This is a genomic window from Oligella sp. HMSC09E12 (assembly GCF_001808505.1).
In the GTDB taxonomy this organism is placed as follows: domain Bacteria; phylum Pseudomonadota; class Gammaproteobacteria; order Burkholderiales; family Burkholderiaceae_B; genus Oligella; species Oligella urethralis.
Genome location: NZ_KV793534.1, coordinates 1 through 15,077 on the forward strand (window position 1 = coordinate 1; position 15,077 = coordinate 15,077).

13 protein-coding genes are annotated in these 15,077 nt (G+C 46.1%); 7 read left to right on the top strand and 6 right to left on the bottom strand.

Annotated elements, in window-relative coordinates:
• Positions 1-36: 36 nt before the first annotated feature.
• From HMPREF3179_RS02195 to parE, 3 genes are read right to left on the bottom strand one after another with little or no spacing between them, the layout of a single operon-like run.
• Positions 37-1,071 (bottom strand): CDP-6-deoxy-delta-3,4-glucoseen reductase, encoded by a 1,035-nt coding sequence (locus tag HMPREF3179_RS02195; protein WP_070469531.1) that lies wholly within the window; start codon positions 1,069-1,071, stop codon positions 37-39.
• Between the two features lie 33 nt (positions 1,072-1,104).
• Positions 1,105-3,426 carry a DNA topoisomerase IV subunit A gene (gene parC / locus HMPREF3179_RS02200; protein ID WP_070469533.1) on the bottom strand — a complete coding sequence of 774 codons (2,322 nt, stop codon included), beginning with the start codon at positions 3,424-3,426 and terminating at the stop codon, positions 1,105-1,107.
• Positions 3,427-3,444: 18 nt separating this feature from the next.
• Positions 3,445-5,415, bottom strand: coding sequence for a DNA topoisomerase IV subunit B (parE, locus tag HMPREF3179_RS02205; RefSeq protein ID WP_070469536.1), 1,971 nt, complete (start codon positions 5,413-5,415; stop codon positions 3,445-3,447).
• A 353-nt stretch (positions 5,416-5,768) separates the two neighbouring features.
• On the opposite strand from parE, the gene trxA reads away from it, so the two are divergent.
• The 3 genes from trxA (at position 5,769) to HMPREF3179_RS02220 (ending at position 7,870) form a co-directional block, all read left to right on the top strand.
• Complete coding sequence (gene trxA, locus HMPREF3179_RS02210) at positions 5,769-6,092, top strand: thioredoxin (RefSeq protein WP_018025995.1); 324 nt, start codon at positions 5,769-5,771, stop codon at positions 6,090-6,092.
• Between the two features lie 85 nt (positions 6,093-6,177).
• On the top strand, positions 6,178-7,434 hold the full coding sequence (gene rho, locus HMPREF3179_RS02215; protein ID WP_018025994.1) for a transcription termination factor Rho: 1,257 nt from the start codon (positions 6,178-6,180) through the stop codon (positions 7,432-7,434).
• A 58-nt stretch (positions 7,435-7,492) separates the two neighbouring features.
• The gene (locus HMPREF3179_RS02220; RefSeq protein ID WP_018025993.1) at positions 7,493-7,870 is read left to right on the top strand and encodes a DUF4870 family protein; all 378 of its coding nucleotides are present in this window, start codon (positions 7,493-7,495) and stop codon (positions 7,868-7,870) included.
• Between the two features lie 123 nt (positions 7,871-7,993).
• Here HMPREF3179_RS02220 and HMPREF3179_RS02225 read toward each other — a convergent pair whose 3' ends face one another.
• Entirely contained in the window at positions 7,994-8,296 is a 303-nt protein-coding gene (locus HMPREF3179_RS02225) for a DUF1653 domain-containing protein (RefSeq protein WP_371441414.1), read from the bottom strand.
• A gap of 21 nt (positions 8,297-8,317) precedes the next feature.
• Between HMPREF3179_RS02225 and HMPREF3179_RS02230 the strand changes: the two genes are divergently transcribed.
• Together HMPREF3179_RS02230 and HMPREF3179_RS02235 are read left to right on the top strand one after the other, a co-directional pair.
• The gene (locus HMPREF3179_RS02230) at positions 8,318-9,319 is read left to right on the top strand and encodes a tRNA dihydrouridine synthase (RefSeq protein ID WP_197050876.1); all 1,002 of its coding nucleotides are present in this window, start codon (positions 8,318-8,320) and stop codon (positions 9,317-9,319) included.
• A 44-nt stretch (positions 9,320-9,363) separates the two neighbouring features.
• A complete protein-coding gene (locus HMPREF3179_RS02235; protein ID WP_070469538.1) occupies positions 9,364-10,674 on the top strand; it encodes an arsenic transporter in 1,311 nt (436 codons plus the stop codon).
• 160 nt (positions 10,675-10,834) lie between these two features.
• Here HMPREF3179_RS02235 and guaA read toward each other — a convergent pair whose 3' ends face one another.
• Complete coding sequence (guaA, locus tag HMPREF3179_RS02240; RefSeq protein WP_070469545.1) at positions 10,835-12,427, bottom strand: glutamine-hydrolyzing GMP synthase; 1,593 nt, start codon at positions 12,425-12,427, stop codon at positions 10,835-10,837.
• 27 nt (positions 12,428-12,454) lie between these two features.
• Positions 12,455-13,915: an IMP dehydrogenase gene (gene guaB / locus HMPREF3179_RS02245; RefSeq protein ID WP_070469540.1), complete on the bottom strand. Its 1,461-nt coding sequence runs from the start codon at positions 13,913-13,915 to the stop codon at positions 12,455-12,457.
• Between the two features lie 415 nt (positions 13,916-14,330).
• On the opposite strand from guaB, the gene HMPREF3179_RS11810 reads away from it, so the two are divergent.
• The gene (locus HMPREF3179_RS11810) at positions 14,331-14,513 is read left to right on the top strand and encodes a type II toxin-antitoxin system HicA family toxin (protein ID WP_026156779.1); all 183 of its coding nucleotides are present in this window, start codon (positions 14,331-14,333) and stop codon (positions 14,511-14,513) included.
• Positions 14,514-14,526: 13 nt separating this feature from the next.
• Positions 14,527-14,919, top strand: a complete 393-nt coding sequence (locus HMPREF3179_RS02250) for a type II toxin-antitoxin system HicB family antitoxin (RefSeq protein ID WP_018025986.1) — start codon at positions 14,527-14,529, stop codon at positions 14,917-14,919.
• Positions 14,920-15,077: the final 158 nt, after the last annotated feature.

Here is a 15,077-nt window from a genome sequence, read left to right on the forward strand (position 1 = left end):
TTTAGAGGGTGACAACTATCCTGACATAGAGAGACCTTAAGCCCCGTCTTTAGCCGAAGTAAAGGCATCGGCAAAGAACTCCGTTTCAGGTAGTCCCTTTTCATTGATGAAGCTTTTACGTGCGCTTTCAACCACAATCGGCGCCCCACAGGCATACACCTGATAGCCAGATAAATCCTCAACATCATCTAAGACGGCTTGATGTACAAAACCAGTACGACCCTGCCACTGATCCTCTGGCAAGGCATCCGATACCACCGGAATATAATTAAAAAACGGCAAATCCGCAGCCCATTGCTCGACCAAAGCATTCATATACAAGTCCTTAGGTCGACGACCACCCCAATAAAAGGTAATAGGTCGTTGGATGTCTTTGGCGATAATATCCTCCATGAGCGCCTTGATTGGAGAAAAACCGGTACCACTAGCCACAAAAATCATTGGCTTATCCGAGTCCTCACGCAAAAAGAAGGTGCCCAAAGGTCCCTCAATCCGCAGAATCTCACGCTCTTTAATCGGTCGCTCGCCCACCCCAAACAGACGATCCGTAAACATACCACCTGGCATATGACGTATATGCAGCTCCAGCACTTTACCCTCTTCGGGTGCCACCGCAATCGAATAGGAACGGCGCACATTATCTTTAAAGATAAAATCTAAATACTGACCGGCATAATAACGAAAAGGCTCAGTTGAAGGCATTTGCAACTGTACCAACATCACATCATCATTGAGCCTGTCCATTTTAAGCACACGCGCGGGCATTTTACGAGTAATGATATCGGTTTCTAAGCGCACCTCTAGACTTTCTATCACTAAATCGGATTGTGCCGTCGTCTGACAAAACAGAGTATAGCCCTCAGCCATTTCATCAGGCGACATCATCTGCTCGGTTCCAATACCCGGGTCATAATCACCTGCCACTACCTTACCCTTACAACTGATACACGAACCGCTACGACAGCTATAAGGTAAAATCACACCCGCATCTAAGGCGGCATCTAAAATAATTTGACCTTCTTTTACCGTAAACTGATGCCCACTCGGCATCACTTCCACTTTATATGACATGACATTCCTTTTGTCTGATTAGGCAAGCTGTACTTATTCGCTTGCTTCATTCGTGCCACCCTCAGGCGCACGACTTAAGCTAATATCCTTAAGCCTCACATCTAAGGCACGACCCTTGCGTGCACGCTTAGCTATATATACTTCCAGCTCATTTAAACTTAAAACGTCTGTACTTGCTTTACGACGATAAGTGCCGCTCACGGCTAAGCCATTTTCACCAAAGGCTACGATCTGACTTAGCTTATCATCATCGTCGAGACCGATTAAGATTGTCCCTAAACCACCGCCTGCTAATTTTTTTACTTCCGACAAAGCAATGATTAAAAAACGACCTTTTTTACTCAATAAGGCGAGATAGCGATCGTCTGGCTTAACGAACAAGGGCTTTAATAGTGGCGTTTCAAGCGTCACAAACTGCTTACCCGCTTTTTGACGACTCACCATATCCTCTATCGTTGTTATAAAACCGACCCCATGCTCTTGCACCAACAATAGCTGTTGCGCCTTATCTGCTGCAATAAAATGGTTAATTTTCGTATTAGACTCACTATCTACCATGGCGGTGATCGGTTGCCCGTCACCACGTGCCGACGGCAAATCCGCTACCTCAACCGTATAAGCTCGGCCCACATTAGAAAGCGCAATCAGCTGATCCACGGTACGTACTTCAAAGGTATCGTAGAGCTTATCACCGGCTTTAAAATTAAATTGCTGCGGATCGTGTCCATGATGTTGACGTGAACGAATCCAGCCCTTTTGCGAAATAACGACCGTCACTGGCTCATCAGCCACCTTAATCTCCAAAACGGCTTTTTCGGCTTCTTGAATGATGGTACGACGTTCATCGCCGTATTTCTTGGCATCCGCTTCAATTTCCTTAATCATCATTTTGCGCATGGCTGCCGGATTTGCTAAGAGATGCTGTAATTCCGCTTGTTCTTTGCGTTTTTCCTCTAATTCCTGCTCAATTTTAAAGCCTTCCAAACGGGCTAATTGACGCAGGCGCATTTCTAAAATATCTTCGGCCTGACGCTCACTCAGATTAAAACGATTCATCAAGGCAGGTCGTGGTTCATCGGACTCACGAATGGTGGCAATAACCTCATCCACATTAAGATAAACCACCATACGACCTTCCAACACATGGATACGATCGCTGACTTTGTCCAAACGATATTGGGTTCGACGCGTTACAGTGGTGGTACGGAATTGCAACCATTCCGTTAAAATTTCCAATAAATTGCGTTGACGTGGCCGCCCATCAATCCCAATACAGACTAGGTTAATGCTAGCATTACCCTCCATACTGGTTTTAGCTAATAGCTGATTAACAAAGTCCTCACGACTGACCTTGGACGTTTTAGGCTCAAACACAAGACGTACCGCTGCGTCCTTACCCGATTCATCACGCACCGAATCTAATAACGACAACATAGCAGAGCGAGCCTGTTGCTGCTCCGAGGTCAGTGCCTTACGACCCGTGCGCACGCGCGGATTAGAGATCTCCTCAATCTCTTCAAGAATTTTTTGAGCGCTGGTATTAGGCGGCAGCTCTGTAACCACTAACTGCCATTGACCACGAGCCAACTCCTCAAACTCCCAACGGGCACGTACTTTAATCGAACCACGACCACTTTTATAGATCTCGGCAATTTCCTCAGCAGCGGTAATAATTTGCGCACCATTTGCAAAATCAGGCCCGGGCACAAAGCTCAGTAACTCCTCAATTACCATGTTGGGCTTTTTCAATAAGGCCACACAAGCAGCTGCGATTTCACGTAAATTATGCGAAGGAATCTCCGTCGCCATCCCCACCGCAATACCAGAGGCACCATTTAAGAGCATCATCGGTAAGCGTGCTGGCAACAGTACGGGCTCCTTTTCGCTGCCATCATAGTTAGGAATAAAATCGACCGTGCCCTCGCCTAACTCCTCTAACAGCAGCTCAGCCATTGGCGTGAGCCGTGCCTCGGTATAACGCATAGCGGCCGCACCATCACCGTCACGGGAACCAAAATTACCCTGTCCATCAACCAGTGGATAACGCAAGGTAAAACTTTGTGCCATCCGTACCATGGCATCATAAGCTGCCTGATCGCCGTGTGGGTGATACTTACCCAGTACATCACCAACCACACGTGCAGATTTGACCGGCTTGGCATGATTCTTAAGCCCCATCGCATTCATGGCATATAGAATACGTCTCTGTACCGGCTTTTGACCATCACTCACATCTGGTAAAGCACGCCCTTTGACCACTGAAACAGCATAGTCTAAATAAGCTTTTTCAGCATATAAACCAAGCGTCACGCCCTCTTCTTCGGGCATATCAAATAAATTGTTTTGCTCTGTCATTGAATACTTTAATTCAGTTTAAATATCAAGGTCGGCAAGATTGCCCTTTTCCTCTAACCAAGCGCGACGCTGCTGCGCCTCACCGCGAGACATCAACATATCAAACATTTTCATGGTGTCTTCAGGGCTAAATTCGCCATAATTTACTGGCAGTAAACGGCGTGTATCTGGATTCATCGTGGTTTCCCAAAGCTGCTCCGGACTCATTTCACCCAGACCTTTAAAGCGACTGATGCTAAGACTTGCCTCTTTATAACCCTCAAGATTGATTAATTTATCCACCGTTGAGTCTAATTCACGTTCATCTAAACAATAAATTTTACGCGCTGGACGCTTTGCTTGTGCCGGTGCGTCAACACGGAATAAAGGCGGCTGCGCCACGTAAACAAAGCCATTTTCCACCAGTTTAGGAAAATGACGATAGAATAAGGTCAACAACAGCACTTGAATATGAGAACCGTCCACATCCGCATCCGACAAAATGCAAATACGACGATAACGTAAACCCGATAAATCAACCGATTCCTTGGGGCCATGCGGATCAACACCAATCGCCACTGAAATATCATGAATCTCTTTATTCGCAAATAAGCGATCTCGATCCACTTCCCAGGCATTTAGTACCTTACCACGCAATGGTAAAATCGCCTGAAACTCTTTGTCGCGACCCATTTTAGCAGAACCACCAGCGGAATCCCCTTCCACTAAAAACACCTCCGTGCGAGTTGGATCATCGGACTCACAATCGGTTAATTTACCGGGTAGCACCGCAACGCCAGAGCTCTTACGCTTTTCCACCTTTTTGGCTGAACGAGTACGTGCCTGCGCCTGACGAATCACCATTTCTGCCAGTGAACGCCCCCAGTCGACGTTGCTATTCAACCATAATTCAAAGGCACTTTTGACGTAATTACTGACTAAACGCACCGCATCACGACTATTTAGACGTTCCTTGGTTTGGCCCTGAAACTGCGGATCCAGCATACGCACCGATAACACAAAACTCGCTCGCGCAAATAAATCCTCTGCTAATAAACGCACACCCTTTGGCAATAAATTGTGTAGTTCAATAAAGGTCTTCAGTGCATTAAATAAACCCTCGCGCAGACCCGCCTCATGGGTACCACCGCTTAGGGTAGGAATCAGATTAACATAAGACTCGCGCGCTACTGCCCCCTCAATGGTCCAGGCCACAAGCCACTCACAGCCCTCGCCCTCAGCAAAACTTTCATCATCCGCAGCGGCAAACTGCTTACCCTCAAACATCGGGATTAATAACTCATCCCCAGCCAATTCCTCTTCAAGATAACCACGTAAACCGTCGCTATAGCACCAATTGAGGCTTTGCCCATTTTTCTCATTGATCAGAGTAATCGAAACACCCGGTAATAACACTGCCTTACTGCGTAATAAACGTTGCAAATCGGCCACTGGAATCGTCGGGCTATCAAAATACTTAGCATCAGGCCACACACGCACGAAGGTGCCCGATTTACGCGCGGGTGCTTTGCCAATCACTTTTAAAGGCTCAGCCACATGACCGCCGTCGGCAAAAACTAATTGGTGCTGCTCACCGCCACGGGTGACCACCACCTCCAAACGTTTGGACAGCGCATTCGTCACTGATACGCCCACACCATGCAAGCCACCTGAGAAAGCATAGGCTGAATTACTATCCTTATTGAATTTACCGCCCGCATGGAGCCGAGTAAACACAATTTCCACCACCGGTGCATTTTCTTCTTTGTGCCAGCCCACGGGAATGCCGCGGCCATCATCCTCGACGCTCACACTCTGATCCTGATGCAAGGTGACGGTAATATGCTGGCAAACGCCTGCCAAGGCCTCATCCGCCGCATTATCGATAACCTCTTGGATAATATGCAACGGTGACTCTGTACGGGTGTACATGCCCGGGCGCTCGCGCACTGGCTCCAAGCCTTTAAGTATCTGAATCGAGCTTTCTTCGTAGCTTTGTTGTTGGGACATACCGCTTAACTGATGAATTGATTGAAAGTGTAAAAATAAGACATTTTATAGTCTATATGAGAAATTTGTGGGGCATCTGCACCCATTCAGCAACATTGTGCAGATTTTAATGTTATTCTAACCACATTAAATAATAAATGCTTTTCTCACCTCGCGTGAGTCTTCAGATTGTAATAAGCATTATTCTATGGTCTCAATCATTTCGCAGACCAAATTAGACTCCCATTTGTAGACACTCCCTTGTCTTCTTTAGGTGGACAGGATTTGCTATATATAGCATGACGGCTTCGTCGCTAGTGCCTCAGCTGCATAACGTGACGTGTGCTGTCAACATAGATTAAAGAGTATAAATTATGAGCAATATCATTCATGCCACAGACGCAAGCTTTGATGCTGATGTTTTAGAATCCGTAGTACCTGTATTAGTTGATTTCTGGGCTCCTTGGTGCGGTCCTTGTCGACAAATTGCGCCGGTATTAGATGAGCTAGCGCAGGATTATGCCGAGCAAGTGCGCATCGTCAAGGTTGACGTACAGGAGCACCCTCAGGTCGCCGCCCGTTTCGGCATCCGTAGTATTCCTACCTTAAAAACCTTTAAAGCCGGTCAGGAGCTGGCAACACAAGTTGGCGCCGCCAATAAGCAACAACTTGCCAGTTTGATTGAGCAGGCCCTCTAATCCTTTATTTTTTGACCTTATTACACTGCGCGCAGCCGAATTCACTCGGCTGCCAATTGAATTAACTCATTAACATATCAAAACAATGCATTTAAACGAACTAAAGTCTTTACACGTCACCGAGTTACTGGAACTGGCTCAACAATTAGATATTGATAATGCTAACCGTTTTCGCAAGCAAGAACTCATGTTTGCGATTATGAAAAAGCGCGCTAAAGCTGGTGAGCAAATCTTCGGAGATGGCGTGTTAGAGATTTTGCCAGACGGTTTCGGCTTTTTACGCTCTCCAGAGACTTCCTACCTAGCCAATACAGACGATATTTATATTTCACCCTCACAAATTCGCCGTTTTAATCTTCACACCGGTGACTCCGTTGAGGGTGAGGTGCGCGTGCCCAAGGACAATGAGCGTTACTTTGCCCTGGTCAAGGTAGAAAAGGTAAACGGTGTTGCACCGGAGCGTGTTAAGCATCGCATGATGTTTGAAAACTTGACGCCCCTGCATCCTGATGAGCCACTGATTTTAGAGCGTGATATTCGCAGTGAAGAAAACAACACGGGTCGTATTTTGGATATTTTTGCGCCGCTTGGCAAGGGTCAGCGAGCACTCATTGTTGCCCCACCAAAATCTGGTAAAACCGTGATGATGCAGCATATTGCACATTCTATTACCACCAACTACCCTGATGCTACCTTAATCGTCTTGTTAGTGGATGAGCGTCCAGAGGAAGTCACCGAGATGCAAAGAACGGTGCGCGGTGAAGTGGTGGCTTCCACCTTTGATGAGCCTGCCACACGTCACGTACAAGTAGCAGAAATGGTAATTGAAAAGGCTAAGCGTCTAGTCGAACTAAAAAAGGATGTGATTATTCTTTTAGACTCCATTACTCGCTTAGCACGTGCTTATAACACGGTGATTCCTGCCTCCGGCAAGGTACTTACCGGTGGTATGGATGCAAATGCCCTACACCGTCCTAAACGCTTTTTCGGTGCCGCGCGTAATGTCGAAGAAGGTGGTTCTTTAACCATTATCGGTACCGCCTTGATTGAAACCGGTAGTCGCATGGATGACGTGATTTATGAGGAGTTTAAGGGTACCGGTAACTGCGAGGTACATCTAGAGCGCCGCTTAGCGGAGCGACGTCTTTACCCGGCCATTAATTTAAACAAATCCGGCACCCGTCGCGAAGAGCTATTGATGAAGCCAGAAGATTTACAAAAGGTATGGATTCTGCGTAAATTCATCCATGATATGGATGAGGTTGAGGCCATGGAGTTTATTTTAGGCAAAATCAAAGAAACCAAAAATAATGCCGAATTCTTTGACATGATGAAAAAATAAACAGACTTGTTGCGCAAATGTGGATAAGAGCATTTGCGCTTTTTACTGAAAATCAACAATGCAAGACTTTACACACGAATTAACTAATTACAAGCAAGTCACTGAAAAGCAAAAAAACTATTTGCTGATCACTTATATTATCTTTGCCGTCGGCATTTTAACTGGCGGTCTTGTCACCTTAGCTGGTGTGGTGATGGCTTACCTCAAGCGTGATGAATATCAGAACACACGCTATGAAAGTCACATCACCTACTTAATCCGTACCTTTTGGATCTTTATTTTATATAGCTTTATCAGTTTTATCTTAAGCTTCATTTTTATCGGTATCCTGCTTGCCTTCTTAACCGCCGTATGGTACGTGATTCGTATCGTGAAAGGCATGGTGTTGTTTGTGGATAATAAAGTCATTAATCAGCCAAACACCTGGTTGTTTTAAAGTCAAACCATTGTTTCGGGCTGCAGGTCTTGCCACTCCCTGCTACTCAGTAATTAACTGTTAAGGGATAGAGGGGCTCCGCGTTTTGCCTTGTGAGCACTTAAGTTCCACAACTAGCAATGCTTAGAGCGCTTTAATTAATGCAAAACGAGGTACCCTGCGCCCCTCGGTATCACGTACTTCCTCAGTAAACATCGCCAATGGTCGCACCCAATAGGAATAGTCACCATATAAGCATTGGTAATAGACTAAGTCCTCTTCTGTTTCACTGTGCTTTACTACGCGAAAAACCTGATACAACTGCCCCTTATAATGTCGATAAATACCGCTTGTAGTGGCATAATCCTTACTCCTACTATTTGTGTCGCTTTGTTTTGAAAAACAATGATTGGCTATTAACTTAGCTATACTAACAGCTTCAAACATAAGGGTTTTGATTTTTCCTCAATGGTGAAACTTGTTCTTGCCCCGATGGAGGGCTTAACCGATCCATTAATGCGTGATTTACTCAGTGCGACAGGCGCTTTTGACTGGTGCGTGACAGAGTTTATACGCATCACCGACAGCTTATTACCTAAAAGCACGTTTTATCTGGCTTGCCCAGAATTAGCAAATGGCGGCAAAACAGCGGCTGGCACCCCCGTACACGTACAGCTATTGGGCAATAACCCAGATATGCTAGCTGCCAATGCCTATCGAGCGGTCGAATTAGGTGCGCCCGCCATTGATATGAATTTTGGCTGCCCCGCCAAAACCGTTAATCGACATCGTGGCGGCTCAGTGCTCTTAGATGAGCCTGAAACCATTTATCAACTGGTGAAAGCCGTGCGTGAGGCCGTTCCAGCGGAGGTGCCAGTCTCCGCCAAAATGCGTCTGGGTTATATGGATCGTAATTTTACCTTGGACAATGCCCATGCCATTGAGGATGCTGGCGCTGCCTGGCTTACCGTGCATGCAAGAACTAAGGCTGAAGGCTACAAACCCCCTGCTTTTTGGGACCAGGTACGTCCTATCCGTGAGGCACTTAAAATTAATGTAATTGCCAATGGTGAAATTTGGAATAATGCCGATGCCAAGCAATGTCAATCCGAATCGAGTTGCAAGGATTTAATGATTGGTCGTGCTGCCGTCACCACGCCCGACATCACACATTGCATACGTCAAGATTCGGACAGTCACCTATTTAGCTGGTTTGATTTGGTGCAGATGCAGCTACGCTTTCTAGATGGCCGAGCGCTACTCTATGGTCCGAAGACCACCGAATCACGCCTACTCGGACGCTATAAACAATGGCTCGCCATGATGTCAACCCATTATCCTGAAGCTAAAGCCCTGTGGCAACACATTAAAGTCATTCGCTTATTGGCTGAGGCCAAGTCACGATTACAACAGGAAGTGACTAAGGCGAGCAGGCAGCCGGGACAGGAAGCCAGCCTTAAGCTGAATTAATTAAGGCTACGCACTTATTTTATCTACTACCCACCGCTTTTGTTATGCTTGCGCTACTGATTTTTATCCTCACCCTGAGTCTTGTTATCTGGCAACCTAAAGGCTTGAGCATCGGCTGGAGTGCCGGCGGGGGTGCGATACTTGCACTTATGCTAGGCGTGGTTGAATGGTCTGATGTGGCTGTGGTGTGGCAAATTGTGTGGGATGCAACCCTAACCTTCGTCGCACTGATAATTATTTCCCTTATCTTAGACGCAGCTGGCTTTTTTGCCTGGGCTGCCTTATATATAGCACGTTGGGGTAATGGTCGTGGACATCAACTATTTCCATTGATAATTTTGCTTGGTGCGGTGGTGACTGCATTTTTCGCTAATGACGGTGCGGTGCTACTACTCACACCCATTGTGATCGCTATTTTGCTGCAAATGAAATTTTCCCCTAAGGCCGCCTTTGCTTTTATTATCGCCACGGGTTTTGTGGCGGATAGCACGAGCCTACCACTCGTGATTTCCAATCTAGTCAATATTGTCAGCGCCAATTTCTTCGGTCTCAGCTTTGCTCAATACGCAATAGTCATGGTGCCAGTCAATCTTGCTTCCTTAGCCGCTACCTTAGGCGTGCTGTGGATTGTTTTTAGAAAGGATATCCCCAAACGCTATGATGTGGCAACGCTGGACGTACCCAGTTCAGCAATTCGCGATCCCTTGCTTTTTAAAGCGAGCTTTCCTATTTTGACCTTGCTATTACTTGCCTATTTTATTACCGGCCCCCTTAATGTGCCCATTTCTCTCGTCACAGGTAGCGCCGCCCTATTATTAATTATCATTGCTGGTCGCTGCTGGAACCGTGGCCAGGATGCGGCCATTCTCCTCGGTCAGGTCTTAAAATATGCGCCATGGCAAATCGTGTGGTTCTCACTCGCCATGTATTTAGTGGTGTACGGGCTAAGTAATGCGGGGCTAGGCAACTATGGGGCAATGGCTTTGCAATGGCTCGCAGGCCAAGGTGACTTTATTGCCACCATCGGCACGGGTTTTCTGAGTGCCATCTTTGCCTCAATTGTCAATAACCTCCCCTCTACCCTCGTCGGCGCTTTAGCAATCGAACAGGCAAATATCGCTGCAAGCACCAAGGAGTTAATGATTTATGCCAATATCATCGGCAATGATTTAGGACCTAAATTCACACCGATTGGCAGTTTAGCTACCCTACTGTGGCTACATATATTAGCGCAAAAAGGCTATCGTATCAGCTGGGGCCAATACATGAAAATCGGCCTTATCATCACCCCACCGGTACTACTGAGCACACTCGTGGCATTAGTTTGGTGGTTAGAAGTGGTCGCCATGAATTAAAATAATGAGGGCGTGCTGCTGTATGCCTTAACATCATAAAAAAGACGGTAAAACAAAAACATCACATCCGTTTTTGATTTACCGTCAATTACTTCGATCAAAGCGTGAAACACTCTGAATCGTTGCGAGTCATACTAAGGAGTTTTAGTTGAGCGAGTAACTATTCCCATTCAATCGTTGCTGGTGGTTTACCTGAGATATCATAAACCACTCGACTAATACCACGCACCTCATTAATAATGCGGTCTGAGATATGTGCAAGCAACTCATATGGTAAAGGTGCCCAACGTGCATTCATAAAGTCATTGGTTTGAATCGCACGCAATGCCACCACATAGTCATACACTCGAGTACCCTCACTCACCCCCACCGATTTCACTGGTAGGAATACGGCAAAGGCCTGCGAGGTCAGATCGTACCAATTTTTACCCGTTTCAGCGTCAATTGCGTTCCGCAGTTCCTCAACAAAAATTGCATCAGCACGACGTAAAATATCCGCATAATCCTGATTCACTTCGCCTAGGATACGTACGCCCAAACCAGGACCTGGGAATGGATGGCGATAAACCATTTTCTCAGGTAGACCTAAGGCAACACCAAGCTCACGAACCTCATCTTTGAACAACTCACGTAGTGGCTCTAAAAGCTTCATGCTTAAAGTGTCTGGCAAGCCGCCGACATTATGGTGAGACTTCACCGCAACACCGTGCTTACCGGCAAGCGATTCAATCACATCAGGATAAATCGTGCCTTGGGCAAGCCATTTAGCATTGGGCATTTTCGCCGCTTCTTCTTGGAAGATTTCGACGAACTCACGACCGATAATCTTACGCTTCTGCTCTGGATCAGTTACCCCTTGGAGCTCATTCATAAAGCGCTCAACCGCATTAATATGAATGATATTTAAGCCCAAGTGCTCACGCATCACATCCATCACCTGCTTCGCTTCGAAGAGGCGCAACATCCCGTGGTCTACAAACACGCATGTCAGTTGAGAACCGATAGCGCGATGAATTAAAACCGCCGCCACTGAAGAATCCACCCCACCTGATAGGGCTAACAGGACCTGCTCGTCACCTACCTCTTCACGGATACGATCGATCATTTCCTCGGCATAAGAGGCCATTGTCCAATCACCATCACATTCGCAAATATCAAGCACAAAGCGACGTAGTAAAGCCTCACCCTGCTTGGTATTGCTAACTTCCGGATGGAACTGTAACCCATAAAAGCCACGCAGCTCATCTGCGATAGCGGCTATTTGGCAGTTTTTAGCAGTTGCAATCACCGTAAAGCCGGCAGGTAGCTCAGTAAGCTGAGTACCTTCACTCATCCAAACATCTAACTGATTTAAGCCTTCAGCCGAACGACCGTCAGATAAGGTGGCAAATAAAGGACTATTACCCTTCGTGTTAACACGCACCTGACTGAAGCGCTGCTCTTCAACGGCAGCCACTTCACCGCCCAGTTGCTTTGCCATCACGTGCATACCGTGACCAATAGCGAGTACAGGTACATCTGCTAAAAATACGAATGGCGATAGAGTCACTCCCTGCGCAGTCGTCACATCGTCAGGGTTAGCGCCGGATAAAATAATCCCCTTGACACCCTGCTGATTGATTTGTTCACGCAAGAAGCTCTCATCCACATCTGCGGGAAAAACCTCACTAAGCACACCCGCCTTACGAACACGGCGCGCAATCAATTGAGTGAGAGGTGAGCCAAAATCAAGAATTAAAATCTTTTGATGCATCATGATTATTTCCACAAAAGGACAAGATTAGTCAGCACGATAGTTAGGCGCTTCTTTCACAATTTGTACATCGTGCACATGTGACTCACGCACACCCGCGGCGGTGATTTCGACAAACTGAGATTTAGTGTGCATATCCTCAATGGTTGCGCAACCACAATAACCCATGGATGCACGAATACCACCGATTAACTGGTAGATAATGGCTAACACGCTACCCTTATAAGGTACGCGCCCTTCAATACCCTCTGGTACCAATTTATCAGCGTTATTGGCTGGGTCTTGGAAATAGCGATCAGCCGAGCCTTTTTCCATTGCCCCTAAACTACCCATACCACGGTATGACTTATAGCTACGACCTTGGAATAGAATTACCTCACCCGGTGCCTCTTCAGTACCGGCAAACATACCACCCATCATGCAGGTTGAAGCACCAGCCGCAAGGGCTTTAGCCACATCACCAGAGTAGCGAATACCGCCATCGGCAATTAAAGGCACACCGATACCCTCAAGTGCTTTAGCAACATTCGAAATGGCCGTAATCTGAGGCACACCCACACCGGCAATAACACGAGTGGTACAAATCGAGCCTGGACCGATACCAACCTTAACCCCATCAGCTCCCGCTTCAACTAAGGCTAAAGCCGCTTCGCCGGTGGCGATATTACCACCGATAACCTCGACTTGCGGATAATTTTCCTTAACCCACCGGACACGTTCGATAACACCTTGGGAATGACCATGTGCAGTATCGATAATAATCACATCCACACCGGCAGCGACTAACTTCTCGATACGCTCCTCAGTGCCCTCACCAACACCAACCGCCGCACCGACTCGAAGCTGTCCGAGCTCATCCTTACAAGCATTAGGATTTTCAGTGCTTTTATAAATATCTTTGACCGTCGCAAGACCGCGTAATTCAAAGGCCTCGTTAACAATCAAAACTCGCTCTAAACGATGCTTATGCATCAAGGCTTGCGCTTCTTCAAGCGTACCGCCCTCAAGCATCGTCACTAAACGATCCTGAGGTGTCATCACCTCACTGATTTTAGCGTCTAGACGATCCTCAAATCGAGTATCGCGATTCGTCACGATGCCGACTACCTTTTTACCCTCAACCACGGGCAAACCGGAAATACCGTGTTCCTTTTGTAAAGCAATCGCATCACGCACCGTCATATCAGGCGTGAGAGTGTATGGATTAACCACAATACCAAACTCATGACGCTTAACACGAGCCACCTCAATTGCCTGCGCATCGGCCGACATATTTTTATGAATAATACCGATACCACCCTCTTGTGCCATGGCAATGGCTAGACGAGCTTCGGTCACGGTATCCATGGCCGCGGAAACTAAGGGAATGTTTAAGCTAATATTACGAGTGAGTTGAGTTTTTAAAGACGTGTCACGGGGTAACACATTTGAATACGCTGGAACCAATAATACATCATCAAAGGTCAACGCTTTTTGAAGTAAACGCATGAATCTCTCCTGGCGCAAAAGAGAATTATACTACGTTTATAAGGATAAAGCTTATTAAATCAATAAACTGACGCAAATTTACCTAGTGGCAGAGTCGTTTAAGAAAAGGCTTTAATGACCAAGCACTTTCTGCTCACTTTATGCCGCTAGAGCCTCTCTGAACTGTTCTTCACTCTTGCGTTTTCTCATCGTAAAACGCCTAACTATAAATTAATGGTAAGGAAACTTCTACAGTTGAGCTGTATTAATTTAGAGGGGGTATCGCTTGACACTGTTGCTAATCTTTTGTGGGTGATATTTCTTCTTTTAAAAGATGAAACTGCTGCCATTTTAAGTTCCAAGGCGGCGCTTAGAAAAGACACATAAGGCTAAACCTTATTTGTATTGAATTTATTTTATGTGTATAATACACACCATGAATAGCAAAGACCTTATCAAACACCTTGAGGCAAATGGCTGGCAGCTTAGGAATGTACGGGGCTCGCATCATGTTTTCCGTCACCCAACATTGCCTGGCCATATTAGCGTTCCGCACCCTAAAAAAGATTTGGGTAAAGGCATCGTTAATAAATTGCTTAAACAGGCAGGTCTGAAATAAAAGGAGTTAAAGAATGAAATATCCTATTGTTATTGAACCCGGTGATGAGCACACGGCTTGGGGCGTAGTGGTTCCTGATTTGCCAGGGTGTTTTTCGGCCGCTGATGAAGGTGTGAATGAGGCAATTGAAAATGCCAAAGAGGCAATAGAGTTGTGGATTGAGGAAGCCTTGGATAATGGTGAAGTAGTTCCGAAAGCTAGTTCTATTGATAAATATAAGGATGATCCTGATTATAAAGACTGGATATGGGCTATCGTAGAGATTAATCCAGACTTATTTGATGATCATATCGAAAGAGTTAATATAACATTGCCTAAACGCATACTGGCTAGGATTGATGCCAAAGCAAAAGAAGCTGGCAAAAGTCGTTCTGGTTATATCGCTCAATTGGCATTAACAAATTAGAGCCTGTAAATAATTTTATGTAACTTCCTTTAATCCGATATCCTTCATGTGAGTATTTCACATGGGAAGTTACATGACTCAAGACAACATCATTCAATCGTTAATCAAGCAATTAGCACTAAAACACTAAAACGGACGGCAATAGCCGCAACGGTTAC

Bases quoted from the DNA above. Each gene is read 5' to 3' on its own strand.
- trxA (WP_018025995.1), top strand. From the start codon at position 5,769: ATGAGCAATATCATTCATGCCACAGACGCAAGCTTTGATGCTGATGTT.
- HMPREF3179_RS02235 (WP_070469538.1), top strand. From the start codon at position 9,364: ATGCTTGCGCTACTGATTTTTATCCTCACCCTGAGTCTTGTTATCTGG.
- parE (WP_070469536.1), bottom strand. From the start codon at position 5,415: ATGTCCCAACAACAAAGCTACGAAGAAAGCTCGATTCAGATACTTAAA.
- HMPREF3179_RS02220 (WP_018025993.1), top strand. From the start codon at position 7,493: ATGCAAGACTTTACACACGAATTAACTAATTACAAGCAAGTCACTGAA.
- HMPREF3179_RS02225 (WP_371441414.1), bottom strand. From the start codon at position 8,296: ATGTTTGAAGCTGTTAGTATAGCTAAGTTAATAGCCAATCATTGTTTT.
- HMPREF3179_RS02250 (WP_018025986.1), top strand. From the start codon at position 14,527: ATGAAATATCCTATTGTTATTGAACCCGGTGATGAGCACACGGCTTGG.
- guaB (WP_070469540.1), bottom strand. From the start codon at position 13,915: ATGCGTTTACTTCAAAAAGCGTTGACCTTTGATGATGTATTATTGGTT.
- HMPREF3179_RS11810 (WP_026156779.1), top strand. From the start codon at position 14,331: ATGAATAGCAAAGACCTTATCAAACACCTTGAGGCAAATGGCTGGCAG.
- rho (WP_018025994.1), top strand. From the start codon at position 6,178: ATGCATTTAAACGAACTAAAGTCTTTACACGTCACCGAGTTACTGGAA.
- HMPREF3179_RS02195 (WP_070469531.1), bottom strand. From the start codon at position 1,071: ATGTCATATAAAGTGGAAGTGATGCCGAGTGGGCATCAGTTTACGGTA.
- HMPREF3179_RS02230 (WP_197050876.1), top strand. From the start codon at position 8,318: ATGGTGAAACTTGTTCTTGCCCCGATGGAGGGCTTAACCGATCCATTA.
- parC (WP_070469533.1), bottom strand. From the start codon at position 3,426: ATGACAGAGCAAAACAATTTATTTGATATGCCCGAAGAAGAGGGCGTG.
- guaA (WP_070469545.1), bottom strand. From the start codon at position 12,427: ATGCATCAAAAGATTTTAATTCTTGATTTTGGCTCACCTCTCACTCAA.